The following is a 16,295-nucleotide window of genomic DNA, read 5'->3' on the forward strand; positions in this document are numbered from 1 at the left end:
CACAAAATGATAATAATTAAGACTAAAAAACATCGTCTTCCTGAATAGTTTCCATAATAAATTCTTTTAAACTCGGAGATATTTCTTCCATTTCGTCATCCGCGTGATACCAAATATATATTTTATCATCCGTTTTTCCATTATTTATTTTAAAGCACAATTTATCCCCTGAACCATCGTCACCAATTATGATAAGATTTTCTGGTATAGACTCATCTCTCATGTCAATGTTTTTTCTAACAATATCATCCAAAGTTTTCGTTACATTTCTATTATCTTTAATCGGATATAGTATCCATTCCCCTATTTCAGCATTATTAACTAATTTAATAAGATCCCTATATTGATTTGGGAAAGCAGCACCTAGCTTTTCTTCCGTTTCTTTTATTTGCAACTCCAATACACCTTGTTTCTTTGTTTCAATATATTCTCTTACTTCTTTCATGAAATACACCTATCCTTTGAACTTAATTACACTATTATGAGTGAAAGTGTTTAGTAAACGATTTGATCCGATTTATATATTTCATTATACGTTAACCCTTCGTTTTCAACATACTATTCTTCTCTACTTCTCAATAACCTTCTGTTCTACTTCCTTACCTCATTCTTAATAGTTTTTCTAAACATGAGACAATTTTTATGTTTTATTACAGGTTTATTAATAAGTCATTTAAAAATCCTATTATACTTCCACTAAAAAAATAAAAGCCAGCCTCAATAAGGAGAACTGACTTCTATTTGGATCATTATAGTTACTATAAAATTTTTACTTTAACAGTTTTTCTTCCCCAATTCATAGCTTTACTTTTTGACCCCATTAATACATCAATACGATTACCTTTAATTGCGCTTCCAGTATCACCAGCGATAGCTTCTCCATAACCTTCTACCCATACTTTAGATCCTAATGGGATTACTTTCGGGTCAACTGCGATAATTCTCATATTCGGATTTGCCGTTAAATCATGCCCCATCGCAGTTAAAACGCGTCCACCATATGTACCATTTTCACTTGGATCAGCAGTATACGCTGTCGCTACTACCGTTAATTCACGTTTAGCAGACTGTATGTTGTTTTTTGATACTTCTTTCGCTCTCTCTTCTTCTTTAGCTTTTGCTATTTCTCTTGCTCTCTCTTCTTCTTTAGCTTTTGCTTTTGCTATTTCTCTTGCTTTTTCTTCTTCTTTTGCTTTTGCTATTTCTCTTGCTCTCTCTTCTTCTTTAGCTTTTGCTATTTCTTTTGCTTTTGCTATTTCTTTTGCTTTCTCTTCTTCTTTAGCTCTTGCTATTTCTCTTGCTTTCTCTTCTTCTTTAGCTTTTGCTATTTCTTGCGCTTTTTCTTCTTCTTTAGCTTTTACTTCTTCTTTAGGCTTTACCATTTCTTGCGCTTTCGGTTCTTCTTTAACTTTTACTTCTTCTTTGACTTTTGCCTCTTCTTTAGGCTTTACTATTTCTTGCGCTTTCGGTTCTTCTTTAACTTTTACTTCTTCTTTGACTTTTGCCTCTTCTTTAGGCTTTACTATTTCTTGCGCTTTCGGTTCTTCTTTAACTTTTACTTCTTCTTTGACTTTTGCCTCTTCTTTAGGCTTTACTATTTCTTGTGCTTTTACTTCTTCTTTAACTTTTACTTCTTCTTTGACTTTTGCCTCTTCTTTAGGCTTTACTATTTCTTGTGCTTTCGGTTTTTCTTTAACTTTTACTTCTTCTTTAGGCTTTACTATTTCTTGTGCTTTCGTTGTTTCTTTCGCTTTTGCTACTTTCTGCGTCTTTACTTCTTTCTTTTCTTTAACTGATTTTTGTACTTTCGCTACTTGCTTCGTTTTCTCTTCAGTTTTCTTTTCAGTTGGTGCTGTACTTGATAGGAAAGAAACGTTTGCATAAGCAATTTTTCCTTTATACTCAAATTCCAACCATCCGTCTTTTACTTGATGCGTTGATTCAATTACATCATCTTTTTTTAGTCTGCCAAGAATTTCTGAATCTGTGTTTGCTTCGGTACGTACATTTAACAAATTCGCCGTTACATGATACACATCTTTTGTAAACTCCGAACTTACAAACACTTCTTTACCGTTCAATTCAATTTTTGACCAGCCATCTTCGGTATTGATGACTTTTAACTCTTGCCCATTCTTTACTTTTTCGACCACTTTTGATTCTGTAGTCGGTTTTTCACGTACGTTAAGTACATCTGCTGTTACGATTGTTTCTGCGGTAGCAGTTGTGGTAAACGCCCCCAATCCAAAAATAGTTGCTGTTGCTGCGCCAATTACTTTTTTCATATTAGCCTCCATTATATTTTTTTGAATTTTATCAAATGTCTCTGTAAAATTGTATAATTTTACATAATATCAAAACATTTGCAACAGTATATTAATACGGCTTAATATACTGTTATTAAAACTCCTCACTTCAATACTAACAAATTCTTATTTCTAATTCTATATATTATAAATCTCCTTATCTTTTATAAAAGCTTCATGCCCTTCTTCACACTAAATAGTTGTTGCAATTCCCGCCAAAAATAAACTTACAATTGCTAAAAATTGAGTAGCGACTATAGCCCCTCTTAAATGAAACTTATAATCTTTATATCCCTTCATTCCTTCCGTACTAGGAATCACAACAAACCTTGGAGTAATCCAGCAAAAAATTAGCCAATCAATTATAAGTAAATCTACTAAATTGAAAATCATTAAAATACCAAAAGTGTGTAAATAAGCATCCATATACAATAATTTTTCATGCTTATGTAATATATATGTAGAAACGAAAGGACAACCGAAAAGAATAGCATTATATACAATATTAAAGTAAATGGTTTGCTTTTTTTCATGAATCGATTTTGGAAAAACTACTTTTTGAATATCTTTCGGATAATCAGTTAATGAAAGTCGAGGATTATAATATAAGGACCCTAAAATCATTACGGATAGTACAGTAGACATGATGACACCAACGTACATCATTTGCTCAAATTGATTCATACGCTTCATTCACCCTTTCTGTAATTACTATGTTGATCATTCACTTAATTACACATTGTATGTACGTACATAATCAAAAATTAACAACTAGCTTTAATAGCGAAGCAAACAGATGTAAACGTACTAAAAGCAATGATTGATCCAAATAATATCCCTTCTCGCAAAATTTTACTAAGCGTAGGTTTTACATCGGAGAAAGTTTGTGAGATTGATGGATTACCTGGGGAGATTTTGAGCACATACATATAATTACAAAAAGGCAGTGCTACTTATGTAGCACTGCCTTTTTCTTTATTGGAATAATCCTCTTCCTTTATTCATTTACTTATAAAGTATTGTCAGTTCTTCTTTATGTTCTGTATTTCCACATTATAAATATTTCACGTCAAGGAGAGATGACTGAAATGAATAATCAAAAAATTGAACTTACTGGTCGTATCGTTACACCTAATGATCCTGATTATAATTCAGCGCGTGAAGAATTCAATACATTCTTCAACAAATTTCCGTTAATCATTGTTTTTGCTCAAAATACACAGGATGTAGTAAACGCCGTTCGCTGGTCAAGGCTACATAACGTTCCTATACGCATGCGCTCTGGACGTCATAATTATGAGGCATTATCCGTCAGTAATGCTGGTCTTGTAATTGATGTAAGTGAAATGAAACAATTAGAAATAGATCACAATAATGGAACTGTAACTATTGGGACTGGATGGAGAAATATTTCTTTAATTGAAACACTTGCTGCTGAAGGATTAGTTGTACCGAGTGGTGTTTGTCCTACTCCCGGGATTGCAGGTGTTACTTTAGGTGGCGGACATAGTATTCTCTCTCGTCCGTTTGGATTAACTCTCGATCATTTACTTGAATTAGAAATGGTAGACGCGAATGGTTGTATAATACGTGCTAACGCCAAGTGTAACTCCGATCTCTATTGGGCTTCGCGCGGTGCTGGTGGTGGTAACTTTGGAATATGTACTTCGTTTAAGTTTCGAACACATAAAATTAATACGGTAGGATTTGCAGAAATAAGCTGGGGGATATCAGATTTAAAACCCGTATTAACCTCTTGGCAAGAATATACGCTACCTTGCGCTAATAAACGCCTTACAACTACTCTTTTTATGTCTGCAGGATTAGAACCATCATTATTAATGCAAGGTGTATTTCTCGGTTCTGTTCAAGAATTGCAGACGCTACTACAGCCATTATTAGAAGCCGGTTCACCCATGCAAGTAACTATCGAAGAAATACCATGGGCAGAAGCAGCAACGAAAATAGCTGAGAAGCAACCTGCAACACCTTTACCATTTAAAAGTGTTGGTCCATATGTGTATGAACTATTACCAGAAGAAGGACTATCCATTATCGATCACTTTATTAATAATCCACCTCCCTTTTCCACTACCTCTGTATTTTTCCACGGATTAGGCGGTGCTGTTGCTGAGGTGCCAAATGAGGCGACTGCTTACTTTTACCGAAAAGCACTATCAAACATGTCAATATTCGCTACTTGGGAGCAACCAGAAGGTGCTGGTGGAAGTATTCGATGGGTTGAAGACTTCCGTTTGGCAATGCTTCCATTTACAAAAGGTGTCTATGTTAATACTCCTGACCTATCCATTAAAAATTGGCCAGATGCATACTTCAGTTGCAACTTTGACCGATTAATGGAAGTAAAAGCAAAATATGATCCGAAAAATGTCTTTAACTTTCCGCAAAGTATTCCGCTTTTTTAAACTATATATTCCACCTAATATATCAAAATATAAAACATCCATTTTTTAAATGGGTGTTTTATAAACTAAGTTTACATAATATAATTATTAGTTACTTTTTTTGCTAAATATCTATTCAACAATCCAAAGTAATACTTTCTCAAACTCTTTTTTGGGCAACATACTTTCTTTTATATAGCCATTCTTTTAATTGTACTTCATCCAAAGTTTCGTTCCCCTCTCGTAATCTTTCACACTATATTCGCTCGTTTTTCACAAAAGGTTCATTTTACATGAAAATTTATTTATTACAATAAAAATATAAGGTATATTTTTAAGAAAAGGAGGATTTCAAGAATGAATCAAGAGGATAAAATTTACGCTGAAAAAGTGTTGGAAAATCTATTCATCGGATCACAAGTTGATGGATTACAATTTGGTATTTCTCCAGCCGCTATAAAGATTCATTTCACAAACTTTCACGACTCAGTTGATTATGACAGACAATTATATATCAATATCGAATCCAAATGGTGTTTATTTAATAAACCTCAAAAAAGATACCCATTAAATGAAGATGAATTTGAAGTTTATTCTGAGGAAGAAGAATATGAAAGAATATTTAAGATAAGAAGACAAAAAGTTACCGCTATACGACTCGGCTTAGAAAGCCCTCATTTAATTATTACATTAGAGAGTGGACAAATTATTTTTGTAAATGGTTTTCATGATTATTATGAATGTTGGCAATCTGGTGTTCTATGTGAGCAATGGCTTGTAGTCGCTGCACCTGGGAATGAAATCGCCACTTGGGCTCCCGATGAGTTTATCGATAAATAAACTGTCTTCACGAAGAAGAACCGAAGATATTTTATGAACTACATAACTATTTCTATTACACTTAAACGAATGACCATTTTACTTTAATAGAACTCACTTTATTAATGCTGAAAGGATGATAATGATGGCATGTGTCCATGATTTTGGAATAATTGACGATTTTACTTCTCAAAAAAATTACGAAGATTATACACCAGAGAAATATCATTGTATTTCTGTTGATGATGATATTATCAGTAGCTTAAATCGAAATTTATCAATTATGAAAACCTACTTTCATACAGTCAAAAATCAGGAATACGGTTTAGTTTATTACGGTATTACAATTATCCCGCCTGAATCATTAGCAATATTCTATGAAACAGTTACATCTTCAAAGCTCTTCAAAAATTCTGATGAGCTGATTGAGTTAGCTTCAAAAATTGAACAAGCCGCAGCAGAACAGAAGTACATGATCCATTATGGGGTTTAAATGTAATTCAAAAAATGCTTAGGATTTCTCCGAAGCATTTTTTGTATGTTACTAATAAATTTATTTCCTTAACCATTTAGTCCATGATTGAGCCTATGGCCCCACCTTTTACAAGTGAGGGCGCCCCTATTAATCTAAATAGGCGTCTCATTTCCAATCTTCCAGCTAAACCATTTCCCATGCCCTTCTGTTTCTCCAACCGTTTCACGATATTCGTTTCCGTTAATATAATAATCAATATGAAGGTCACGATCCCACATGTTGTTATAAAGGTGGAATACATCACGTTTTGCGCCAATTTCTTGTATTTGTTTTTCTAACTTATGTTTTACTTGTTCTGGTATTTGATTTGCGACGTGTGTATGGAAAATACAAATAACAGCTTCTTCACTTATTTGTTCAATAATAGATGATAATAGCTCTACACCGTCTCCTTCTATGAATTGGACAGATTCATTTTTCACTAAAGATGCAGCTTGATCAAACATCTCAAGCCTTTCTTTATGTTCTGGCCAAATTAAAGCACGTAACCATAAATAATCTTCCTCATTATGTAAATCATTCACATGTAAGTCCAGTCCGATTCTTTCTACGACAGATGGGCTTTCTTTTAGAAAATGCGGTACATTCTCCCCTCTTATTTCAGAAGTTACATGCACATTTGAATTTATATTTCCGTACATTTCATCCGTCCCGTACGAATAACTATATTGGTCCCAGAACAGTTGCAACCCAGAACTTGTCCCAATTTCAATTAACGCTAACGGCTTCTTCACTTTGTTAAATATGTAGCAGAAACTTGGGTATAAGTATGCACACCGTCTTACTTCATTCGTTTGAACGAGTTTCGTTTGTAACAATGTAATGATTTCTTCTCGGTACTCTTTACAGAAATCTTTAAAATGATCAAAAGCTTTATTTAAATTTGTATCGGCATTTTCAACTAAACTACTATAATACGTTTTTAAATGATGTTCTTTCCCTGCTAACAATAAATAATGTACTGCACCTAATAGTAAGTTTGGGACTGGTTGACCTACCTGAGCAGAGGACGATAGTGTAAGTACTTCCTCATCTTCAGCAATTTTCATTGATAAATATTCATATAAATCACTTGACCCTTTACATTCCTTTATTGAAAAGTTTCGAAATAAGTTTGAAATTTGTTCTTTTGTACACATTAGAGTCCCTCCTTTTTATTTTTCAGAATAATCTTACCATTACAGAAAGAATAATCCCATAAAAAGGTACTCGATTTAGTCACTTAAGGATACGTAAGCTTTTTCGAGATAATTTCAAACTGTAATTTTTTTCTATTTATCACCTTAAAAGAGCTTGTTAAATAAGATTTTTAGCGAATAAAACGTTAAATAGTTTAAAATTATCAGATAACACTAGATATTTTAGTCTATTAATTATTATAATAGAGTATGAGATGGTTATATAATTGAGACAAAAAAGGTATACACCTAGGTGGGGCCTAGGCGGTGTTTCTCTTTTACGGCTTAGACATAGAAAACACCTACACTTTTTTGCCAATATAGGGGATGGAGAGATTATCATGAGCAACATGCAGCAAAAAACAGACGTTATCTTAATTGGTGCAGGAATTATGAGTGCAACGTTAGGCTCATTACTAAAAGAATTAGCACCAGAATGGGAAATTAAAGTTTTTGAAAAACTCGCAAGTGCCGGGGAAGAAAGCTCTAACGAATGGAATAATGCAGGTACAGGGCATTCTGCGCTATGCGAACTGAACTATACTTCCGAAAAATCTGACGGATCTATAGATATTAGTAAGGCTGTAAAAGTGAATGAGCAATTCCAGCTTTCAAGACAATTTTGGGCATATCTTGTAAAGAGCAAATTAATTCGTAATCCACAAGATTTTATTATGCCACTACCTCATATGAGTTTAGTACAAGGGGAAAAAAATGTTGAATTTCTAAAAAACCGTTTTGAAGCGCTTTCAAAAAATCCACTGTTTCAAGGAATGGAATTTTCTGATGCTCCTGAAACATTAAAAAAATGGCTTCCACTCATTATGGAAGGCCGCACATCTAATGAACCGATGGCGGCAACGAAGATTGACTCTGGAACAGATGTTAACTTCGGTGCATTAACACGTATGTTGTTTGATTACTTAAAAACAAAAAATGTCGAGCTAAACTACAAGCATAGTGTCGAAAATATTAAGCGCACGAAAAATGGTTTGTGGGAAGTAAAAGTACACGATATGAATAGTGGTAAAATTGAGCATCATACTGCTAAATTCGTCTTTATTGGCGGTGGTGGCGGTAGTCTACCTCTACTTCAAAAGACTGGTATCCCTGAATCAAAGCATATCGGAGGATTCCCGGTAAGTGGACTATTTATGGTATGTAAAAACCAAAAAGTTGTAGAGCAACATCATGCGAAAGTATACGGTAAAGCTAAAGTTGGCGCTCCGCCAATGTCTGTACCTCATCTAGATACGAGATATATAGACAATAAAAAAGCTTTACTGTTTGGACCATTCGCAGGCTTCTCACCTAAATTCTTAAAAACTGGCTCAAACCTTGACTTAATCGGTTCTGTAAAACCGAATAACGTCTTAACGATGTTAGCTGCTGGTGTAAAAGAAATGGGACTTACAAAATACTTAATTCAGCAAGTTATGTTATCGCACGAAAAACGTATGGAAGAATTACGCGAATTCATTCCGAACGCGAAAAGTGAAGATTGGGATATTGTAGTTGCTGGACAACGTGTACAAGTAATTAAAGATACTGATGCTGGCGGTAAAGGAACACTTCAATTTGGTACAGAAGTAGTAAGTGCAGCTGACGGCTCAATCGCCGCATTACTAGGTGCATCACCAGGTGCTTCTACTGCTGTTCACGTCATGCTTGAAGTATTAGAAAAATGTTTCCCAAGCCGCATGGTAGAATGGGAAGAAAAAATAAAAGAAATGATTCCTTCATATGGCATTTCACTAACTGAAAATCCAAGATTGTTCCAAGATCTTCACACTTCGACTGGTCGTACACTTGGATTAAACGAAAAAGAAACTGTTCATAATTAATGAAGAAATTAAAAAACGTCCGATATATTCGGACGTTTTTTTGTCTACTAAAAATTATACTTATCAATATTATCTTTCGTAAATACAACTCGGTCTGGTAATACGATAATTCCGTTCCCTTCTGCCTCATAGTCATATCCTTGAATGGAGTTTGGCTCTACTTTCACTATTCCAATTCCTTTTACTTCAAAGCTATCCCCTACTTTTAACTTCTTCCCTTTTACAACAATTTCATTTGCTACATAAGTTGCCAACGCACCTTGCTGTTTGACATCCCATAATCCGAATTGTTGTACTGTTCCTCGTTTTACATAATCACGCATAACGTTCGGTGTAGAAAATCCAGTTACCACTACTTTTTTATCCATTTTTAAGTTTTCAGCTGCTTGCGCCATGGCTGGGAGTGCTGTTGCATCTGGACAAATAACTGCGTTAATATCTGGATACGTTTTTAATATGTTCTCCCCTACGGATAAAGATTTTTGTGCATTATTTTCACCGTACTGCGTCGTTACAATTTCCCAGTTCGGATATTTCTTTTTAATAATTTCTTTCGCTTTCGTTACCCATTGGTTTTGATCCGTTACTGTTGGACTAGAATAAAAGAACGCTACTTTCCCTTTATCTCCAATTTGCTTGGAAGTCATTTCAATTAATAAGTTAGCAAGTTGGTCTGGTGTCCCTTGACTTATATAAAAAGAACGGTCTTTGGGATTCACATCAGAATCCCACGTTAAGACAGTCATTCCTTTTTTCTTAGCACGTTGCAATGATTGCGATAAACCATCAACTGATGTAGAGGAAACCATAAGTGCATCATAATTTTGGTTAATAAAATTATTTATATACTTTACTTGCCCTGATACACTCGCTTCAGACGGCCCATCATATTTCACTTGTACGCCTAGCTTATCTCCCATCTCCTTTGCTCCTTCACCGCCCGATGTAAAGAAGCCAACTCCAGTTAATTTCGGGATAAATGCAAATTTCACATCATCCGCTTTTTTCTTATCTGCCGTTTGACTGGAACAAGCGATTAAACCTATTAAACAAATACATACAATCAATACAATCCCCAGTTTTCTCTTCATGACATTTCCCCCTTATGCCAACTCTGTCTTTTCCCCGCTAAAAATTGATGTAATTTGAAATGTCTCATAATAACTGAAAGAATAAGGATAATACCTATTACGACATTTGATTGTTCATTTGTTAAGCCTGTCATTTGTAGGCCATATTGCATAAGGCCTATAAAAATACTTGCAAGTACAGTACCGAAAATACTTCCTTTTCCACCTGTAATAAGTGTCCCGCCTAATACGACTGCTGTAATGATTGGTAATATTGTTTCACTTCCTATATCAGCACGTGCAGAACCGAAATATGCAGTTAAGAAAACTCCCCCTAATCCACCTCCTAACCCAGAAAGTATGTAAGCAATGATTACTACTTTCTTCGTCTTAATCCCGGTGTATTTTGCTGTATTTTCATTCGCACCTGTTAATTTTACGTAGCGTCCATATATCGTTCGGTGAAACAAAATTGTGTATACAATTGTTAATGAAATAAGTAACCATAATAAATTGGGTATTCCTATAAAACTACCATTTGCTAGTTGTACATAAGTATCAGGTAAACCGCTTATCCCTTCATATCCAGAAGCACCCGCCCCTCCTGAAATGACAAGCGCAATTCCTCCGTATAAAAACATCGTTCCGAGTGTAACGACTAGTGGTTCTACATCTGTCATTTTTATAATGAGTCCATTTAAAGCTCCTGCTAAACAACTAATTATTAGGGCGATTATGACAGCAAACAAAATAGGTATTCCGTTCATCCAAAGTACACCAATCAAGATCGAAGTGAGCCCCATTATTGATCCGACCGATACATCAATTCCTCCTGTTACAATAACGAAAGTCATTGGTATCGCCGCAATTGCGATAAATAGGAAATCATTTGTACTAAAAAGGAGATTACTAATATTTAAGAAATCACTATTTATAAAACTAAAAAGGATGAATTCTATAAGAAGTAATACAATTAGAACCCCTTCCCATCTATATAAATACTTCATAGATTCATCCTCCTTTTTGCCTTCCACTTTCTCATAACACTATCTAATATGATGATGAGTAATAATAAAAAGCCTGAAATGGCATTATTCCAAAATGCTGGTATTTTTAAAAAGACGAGTGAGCTGCTTATCACTTCTAGAAACAATGCTCCTAATGCGGCTCCAAATATAGAACCTGTTCCTCCTTTTAAATGAATTCCTCCTAGTACAGCGGCTGCGATTACTTGTAATTCTAATCCTGTACCTGTTTGATTTGGGACGAACCCGATATTCATAACAAATATGCAACCAGCGAGCGCAGCGCTTATGCCTGAAATCATAAACGCATATATCTTCACTTTATTAACAGGTATACCAATAAGCCTCGCGCCATCTTCATTATCACCTACCGCATAAAAGTATCTTCCCAATGGCACTTTTCTTAAAAAGAAGTATAGTAGTAGTAAAATAATAAAAACGAACCATACAGTTATAGGTAAACCAAGAATGATGATAGATGACAGCTGCTTAAAATCGTTTGGAATATCTTCAATCCACTTCCCGCCTGTGAAGATTAACATTGCACCTCTAACAATTCCTAGCATCCCTAATGTCATAATAATGGCTGGTACCCGAAACTTTGCAACGCCAATCCCGTTTATGAAACCGATAATAGCACCAAGCATTATCGCAGCAAGAATTGACATGAATGCATTATACCCGTTCGTTAACAACATCCCGCAAACTGCCGCGCTTAATCCCATAATTGAGCCAACTGATACGTCTATATTTTTCGTAAATAAAACGAACGATTGGCCAATTGCTAGAACGACTAAAATAACGCTTGATTTCATCAGTAAAGATAACGAGTTAAATTGAATAAAACTAGGGTTTATCATTCCTACAATAGCTATATAAATTAGTAGTAACAGTATGATAGACGTTTCATGCATTTTTAACATATGTTTCATTCCGCTACACCTCCGTATGCAAGGCGTGTAACTTCATTCACACTCAGTTGTTCTTTTTCCATATGAGAAACAAATCGCCCATTTCTCATTACATATACACGGTTTACTAATTGGACAATTTCTTCAACATCTGAAGAGATTAATAAAATTGCGAGTCCATCCCTTTTCATTTTTTTTATCGTCTCATACACTTCAAGCCTTGCTTTCGCATCAATTCCGCGAGTCGGCTCATCAAGAATAATAATTTTAGGATTACATGCAAGATACTTCGCAAGCACGACCTTCTGCTGATTACCTCCTGATAAAGATGCCAGTTCTTTATTCATATTCTGTACAACAATTCGGAACTGTTCTATAAACGAATTAACTAAAGCGCTTTCTTTTTCTTGATTTATAAAAAAGCGATTATTTTGATATAAACTTGCTGCTGCAATATTTTCTTTAACAGAAGCAATTGAGAAAATTCCATTTCTCGCCCTATCTTCCGGCACATAAACGAGCCCTTCACTTAGTCTTTTATGCAAAGAACATGTATCAATTGATTTTCCTTCTAATAAAATAGAACCTGATTTTATAGCTTTCAATCCGAATATCGCTTCCGCTAATTCCGTTCTGCCAGATCCTATAATGCCAGCAACACCTACAACCTCACCCGCATGTACAGTGAATGATATATTTTCGAATGCGTGACCATTTATATCAACCACTTCTAATATTTTTTTCGTCTTTGCTGTCTCTTGAACTACTTCTATTTTCTCTTTCTGTTTATATCCTTTTGGCAATAGTCCCTCCATCAGCATGTCATATGTATAGTCACATACATCACCTTGGCTTACAACCATTCCATCACGTAGTATTGCTACTTTGTTGGCAATTTCAAAGATTTCTGGAAAACGATGCGTAATATAAATCATCCCAATTCCTTTTTCTTGTAAACTTTTCATCAACACAAAAAGACTCTTAATTTCGTGTGTTGTTAATGTCGATGTTGGCTCATCTAGAATAAGAATCTCAGCTTCTCTTATTAATCCTCTAACGATTTCTACTAACTGTTGTTGCGCAATCGATAATGTTCCTCCTAGTTTATTAAGGTCAATATCCCATCCTAAGCTGCTAATCAATTGCTGAATCTGTACTTTTAGTTTCTTTTTCTTTTCTTTTAACCCGATACATATATTTTCTTCAATGGTCATATGCGGAAAAATGAGCGGTTCTTGTGGTATTAAATAAATCCCTTCTTGGTGTGCTTCTTTTGGATTTACAAACTGCTGTCTCTTTCCTTTCACATACATTTCTCCACTATCATACGAATATAACCCCGTTAATATTTTCATTAATGTCGATTTCCCGGCGCCATTGCCACCAACTAAAGCGTATATATCACCATGCTCTACTTGTAAGTTCACTTCCTTTAGCACAAGTTGATTCGAAAACGCCTTACTCATTTTCTTCACTTGTAATAAGGGCACATTCTCCACATGATGTCACCTGCCTCTATCCAGAACATTTTTTGAGAAAATGATTATTTGTTCTACTTGTTTTGTAGCATTGTATATTCCTTTTTTCATATCTAGAACACTTTTTTCAATGTGCTATTAATCGTTTCAACTGGAATAAACAAAATATATGCTACATATGTTTAAGCATTGGTCAATTGTTGAAAGGGATGAAGAGTATGTCACAGCTGAACTTTGAAGAAAATTTATTAACTAAAGTAGCCTGGTACTATTATAAAGATCAATTAACACAACAAGAGATTGCTTCACTTCTTCATATTTCAAGAAATAAAGTCGTCCGGTTATTAGATAAGGCACGCAGTGAAGGTATCGTTACATTTCACGTAAAAGGAACCGGTTTGCATTGCTTGAGCATTGAACGTGACTTAATGAAAAAGTTCCACTTGAAAGATGCCTTTATTATCCCTACTCCAATAGACAATTATGCTACTTCTCTCGGAAAAGCCGCTGCACAATATTTAGAGACTCATCTCCAACAAGGTGATTTACTCGGCATCGGCTGGGGTGAAACAATAAGTAAAATGCTAGAAAACATTCATTTTGAAAGTTCTATTAATCTTTCATTCGTAACGCTAACAGGCGGAGTAAACCACTATCTTCCAAGAAAACAAAACTATTTACACTACATGCAAGGTGATCTTCATATTATTCCTACTCCTTTTCTAGCATCTTCTACTGAAATGGCACAAAGTATTTTATCAGAACCAAGTGTGAAAGATATGCTTCATGTCGCTTCACTTGCACATACGGCAGTTGTCGGTATTGGCGGGTTATCTCAAGACGCTACGATTGTAAAAAAAGAAAAATTAACGCTACGTGAAATGACATATATTCGAAGTCAAAACGGGGCGGGCGATATTTTAGGACAGTTTTATAATACGAATGGTGATTTATTAGAGCTCTCGCATCATAATCGTCTAATTGGCACACCACTTACGATTCTTCGCAGCATGAAGCATGTCATTGGTGTGGCTGGAGGTACTCAAAAGATAGATGCCATTTATGGGGCTTTAAAAGGGAAATTTATTCATACATTAATTACTGATGAAGAAACTGCGCTCTCCTTATTAAGAAAGGAAGGTGATTCTTAATGTCTACTTTATTAGCTTTCGATGCTGGTACAGGAAGCATTCGAGCTGTTCTCTTTGATTTACATGGCAATCAAATTGCAGTAAGCCAAAAAGAATGGGTTCATAAAACTGATCCTCGTTACCCCGGTTCTATGAATTTTGATGAAAAAGAAAACTGGCAACTTGTACAACAGTGTACGAAAGAAGTTCTGCAAAAAAGTAATATACTTCCCTCTTCTATTCAAGCTATTAGCGCTACAAGTATGCGGGAAGGTTTTGTTTTATATGATAAAAATGGGCAAGAAATATGGGCATGTGCAAATGTTGATGGCCGTGCATCCGCTGAAGTTAGTGAGCTAAAAGAAATCCGCTCACATCTTGAAGAAGATTTATACAGAAAATCTGGGCAAACTTTTTCATTGGGTGCTTTACCACGTCTACTTTGGATTAAAAAACATGAACCAGACATCTACAACAATATTCAATCCTTTTCGATGTTAAATGATTGGATTTTGTATAAATTAAGCGGCGTACTGCAAATCGATCCTTCCAACGGTTGTACGTCCGGAATCTTTGATTTACAAAATAGAAATTGGGATAACGAAGTCGCTAAAGAATGTGGTATAACGTTGCCATTTTCACCAAAAGTAAATGAAGCTGGAACTGTAATTGGTAATGTTACAAAAGAGTGTGCAGCACTAACTGGTTTACTTGAAGGGATTCCTGTCGTCGCTGGTGGCGGTGATGCTCAAATGGCAGCACTCGGGACTGGAGTCGTAAAGCCAAATCAAACTTTAATATGCGGCGGCAGCTTTTGGCAACAGGAAGTGAATATTACAGAGTCAACAACGGATCCAAATGCTGCAATTCGAGTAAATTGTCACGTCGTTCCGAACCTTTGGCAATATGAAACGATTGCCTTTTTCCCTGGCCTCGTTATGCGTTGGTTTCGAGACGCTTTTTGCCAAGAAGAAAAAAAGTTCGCTGAAAAACTCGGTGTAGACGCTTATGAATTATTAGAAGAACAAGCGAAAGACGTACCTGTCGGTTCATATGGTATTATCCCTACTTTTTCAAACATTATGAACTACATTTCTTGGCGTCATGCCGCACCTTCATTCTTAAATTTAAGTTTAGACGCTGACAAATGCGGAAAAAAGGAAATGTTCCGTGCTATTGAAGAAAATGCGGCCTTCGTTACACTTGGAAACTTAAAACTAATTGAAAATCTTACTGGTACATTCCCTTCTGAAGTTGTTTTTGCTGGCGGTGCCGCTAAAGGGAAACTATGGCCACAAATTCTATCAGACGTACTCGGCATTCCTGTAAAAGTACCAGTTGTGAAAGAAGCGGCTGCTTTAGGAACTGCAATTGCTGCTGGAGTTGGCGCTGGCATATATTCATCTATGGAAGAGACTGCCGAACAATTTGTACAGTGGGAAAATACATTTGAACCAGTCACTGAAAATCACGAGCTATACAAAGAATTCTATGAAACATGGAAAACCGTGTATAGCAGTCAGCTCGCTTTAGCTGATAAAGGACTTACAACACATATGTGGATTGCACCTGGTGCACTGTAACACATTACATA

Annotated in this window: 14 protein-coding genes and 1 pseudogene; 7 read left to right on the forward strand and 8 right to left on the reverse strand. The window is 35.4% G+C overall.

The window, feature by feature from the left end; genetic code table 11:
- Positions 1 to 22: 22 nt before the first annotated feature.
- From ACW0JX_RS14520 to ACW0JX_RS14530, 3 genes are all read right to left on the reverse strand, one after another.
- Positions 23 to 445: an SMI1/KNR4 family protein gene (locus ACW0JX_RS14520; RefSeq protein ID WP_440605337.1), complete on the reverse strand. Its 423-nt coding sequence runs from the start codon at positions 443 to 445 to the stop codon at positions 23 to 25.
- Positions 446 to 758: 313 nt separating this feature from the next.
- A complete protein-coding gene (gene entB, locus ACW0JX_RS14525) occupies positions 759 to 2,285 on the reverse strand; it encodes a cell wall-binding protein EntB (protein ID WP_459244861.1) in 1,527 nt (508 codons plus the stop codon).
- 213 nt (positions 2,286 to 2,498) lie between these two features.
- The gene (locus tag ACW0JX_RS14530) at positions 2,499 to 2,990 is read right to left on the reverse strand and encodes a nitroreductase (protein ID WP_141558571.1); all 492 of its coding nucleotides are present in this window, start codon (positions 2,988 to 2,990) and stop codon (positions 2,499 to 2,501) included.
- 84 nt (positions 2,991 to 3,074) lie between these two features.
- On the opposite strand from ACW0JX_RS14530, the pseudogene ACW0JX_RS14535 reads away from it, so the two are divergent.
- From ACW0JX_RS14535 to ACW0JX_RS14550, 4 genes and pseudogenes are all read left to right on the forward strand, one after another.
- A pseudogene (locus tag ACW0JX_RS14535) lies at positions 3,075 to 3,239 on the forward strand (GNAT family N-acetyltransferase); the annotation flags it as partial.
- Positions 3,240 to 3,394: 155 nt separating this feature from the next.
- The gene (locus tag ACW0JX_RS14540) at positions 3,395 to 4,732 is read left to right on the forward strand and encodes an FAD-binding oxidoreductase (protein ID WP_144465296.1); all 1,338 of its coding nucleotides are present in this window, start codon (positions 3,395 to 3,397) and stop codon (positions 4,730 to 4,732) included.
- A gap of 336 nt (positions 4,733 to 5,068) precedes the next feature.
- Positions 5,069 to 5,551: a hypothetical protein gene (locus tag ACW0JX_RS14545; protein ID WP_142947089.1), complete on the forward strand. Its 483-nt coding sequence runs from the start codon at positions 5,069 to 5,071 to the stop codon at positions 5,549 to 5,551.
- Positions 5,552 to 5,672: 121 nt separating this feature from the next.
- Positions 5,673 to 6,023 (forward strand): short-chain dehydrogenase, encoded by a 351-nt coding sequence (locus ACW0JX_RS14550; RefSeq protein WP_157676107.1) that lies wholly within the window; start codon positions 5,673 to 5,675, stop codon positions 6,021 to 6,023.
- A 134-nt stretch (positions 6,024 to 6,157) separates the two neighbouring features.
- Here ACW0JX_RS14550 and ACW0JX_RS14555 read toward each other — a convergent pair whose 3' ends face one another.
- Entirely contained in the window at positions 6,158 to 7,204 is a 1,047-nt protein-coding gene (locus ACW0JX_RS14555; RefSeq protein WP_000337428.1) for a DUF2332 domain-containing protein, read from the reverse strand.
- 380 nt (positions 7,205 to 7,584) lie between these two features.
- Here ACW0JX_RS14555 and ACW0JX_RS14560 point away from each other — a divergent pair, with 380 nt between their 5' ends.
- Entirely contained in the window at positions 7,585 to 9,087 is a 1,503-nt protein-coding gene (locus tag ACW0JX_RS14560; RefSeq protein ID WP_000069161.1) for a malate:quinone oxidoreductase, read from the forward strand.
- Between the two features lie 47 nt (positions 9,088 to 9,134).
- Here the strand turns inward: ACW0JX_RS14560 and lsrB are convergent, their stop codons facing one another.
- Genes lsrB through ACW0JX_RS14580 form a run of 4 tightly spaced genes read right to left on the reverse strand, consistent with a single transcriptional unit; the run spans position 9,135 to position 13,592 of the window.
- The gene (lsrB, locus tag ACW0JX_RS14565) at positions 9,135 to 10,178 is read right to left on the reverse strand and encodes an autoinducer 2 ABC transporter substrate-binding protein LsrB (protein ID WP_069355819.1); all 1,044 of its coding nucleotides are present in this window, start codon (positions 10,176 to 10,178) and stop codon (positions 9,135 to 9,137) included.
- Positions 10,175 to 11,164, reverse strand: a complete 990-nt coding sequence (locus ACW0JX_RS14570; protein WP_000876510.1) for an ABC transporter permease — start codon at positions 11,162 to 11,164, stop codon at positions 10,175 to 10,177. The genes lsrB and ACW0JX_RS14570 overlap by 4 nt, the downstream gene beginning before the upstream one ends.
- Positions 11,161 to 12,114 (reverse strand): ABC transporter permease subunit, encoded by a 954-nt coding sequence (locus ACW0JX_RS14575; RefSeq protein ID WP_000682140.1) that lies wholly within the window; start codon positions 12,112 to 12,114, stop codon positions 11,161 to 11,163. Before ACW0JX_RS14575 ends, ACW0JX_RS14570 begins: the two co-directional genes overlap by 4 nt.
- The gene (locus ACW0JX_RS14580) at positions 12,111 to 13,592 is read right to left on the reverse strand and encodes a sugar ABC transporter ATP-binding protein (protein ID WP_142947091.1); all 1,482 of its coding nucleotides are present in this window, start codon (positions 13,590 to 13,592) and stop codon (positions 12,111 to 12,113) included. The genes ACW0JX_RS14575 and ACW0JX_RS14580 overlap by 4 nt, the downstream gene beginning before the upstream one ends.
- Positions 13,593 to 13,771: 179 nt before the next feature.
- On the opposite strand from ACW0JX_RS14580, the gene ACW0JX_RS14585 reads away from it, so the two are divergent.
- Positions 13,772 to 14,722, forward strand: a complete 951-nt coding sequence (locus ACW0JX_RS14585; RefSeq protein WP_141241028.1) for a sugar-binding transcriptional regulator — start codon at positions 13,772 to 13,774, stop codon at positions 14,720 to 14,722.
- Positions 14,722 to 16,284: an autoinducer-2 kinase gene (gene lsrK, locus ACW0JX_RS14590; protein ID WP_000105700.1), complete on the forward strand. Its 1,563-nt coding sequence runs from the start codon at positions 14,722 to 14,724 to the stop codon at positions 16,282 to 16,284. Before ACW0JX_RS14585 ends, lsrK begins: the two co-directional genes overlap by 1 nt.
- Positions 16,285 to 16,295 lie beyond the last annotated feature (11 nt).

Source organism: Bacillus sp. C-3-6 (assembly GCF_054509685.1).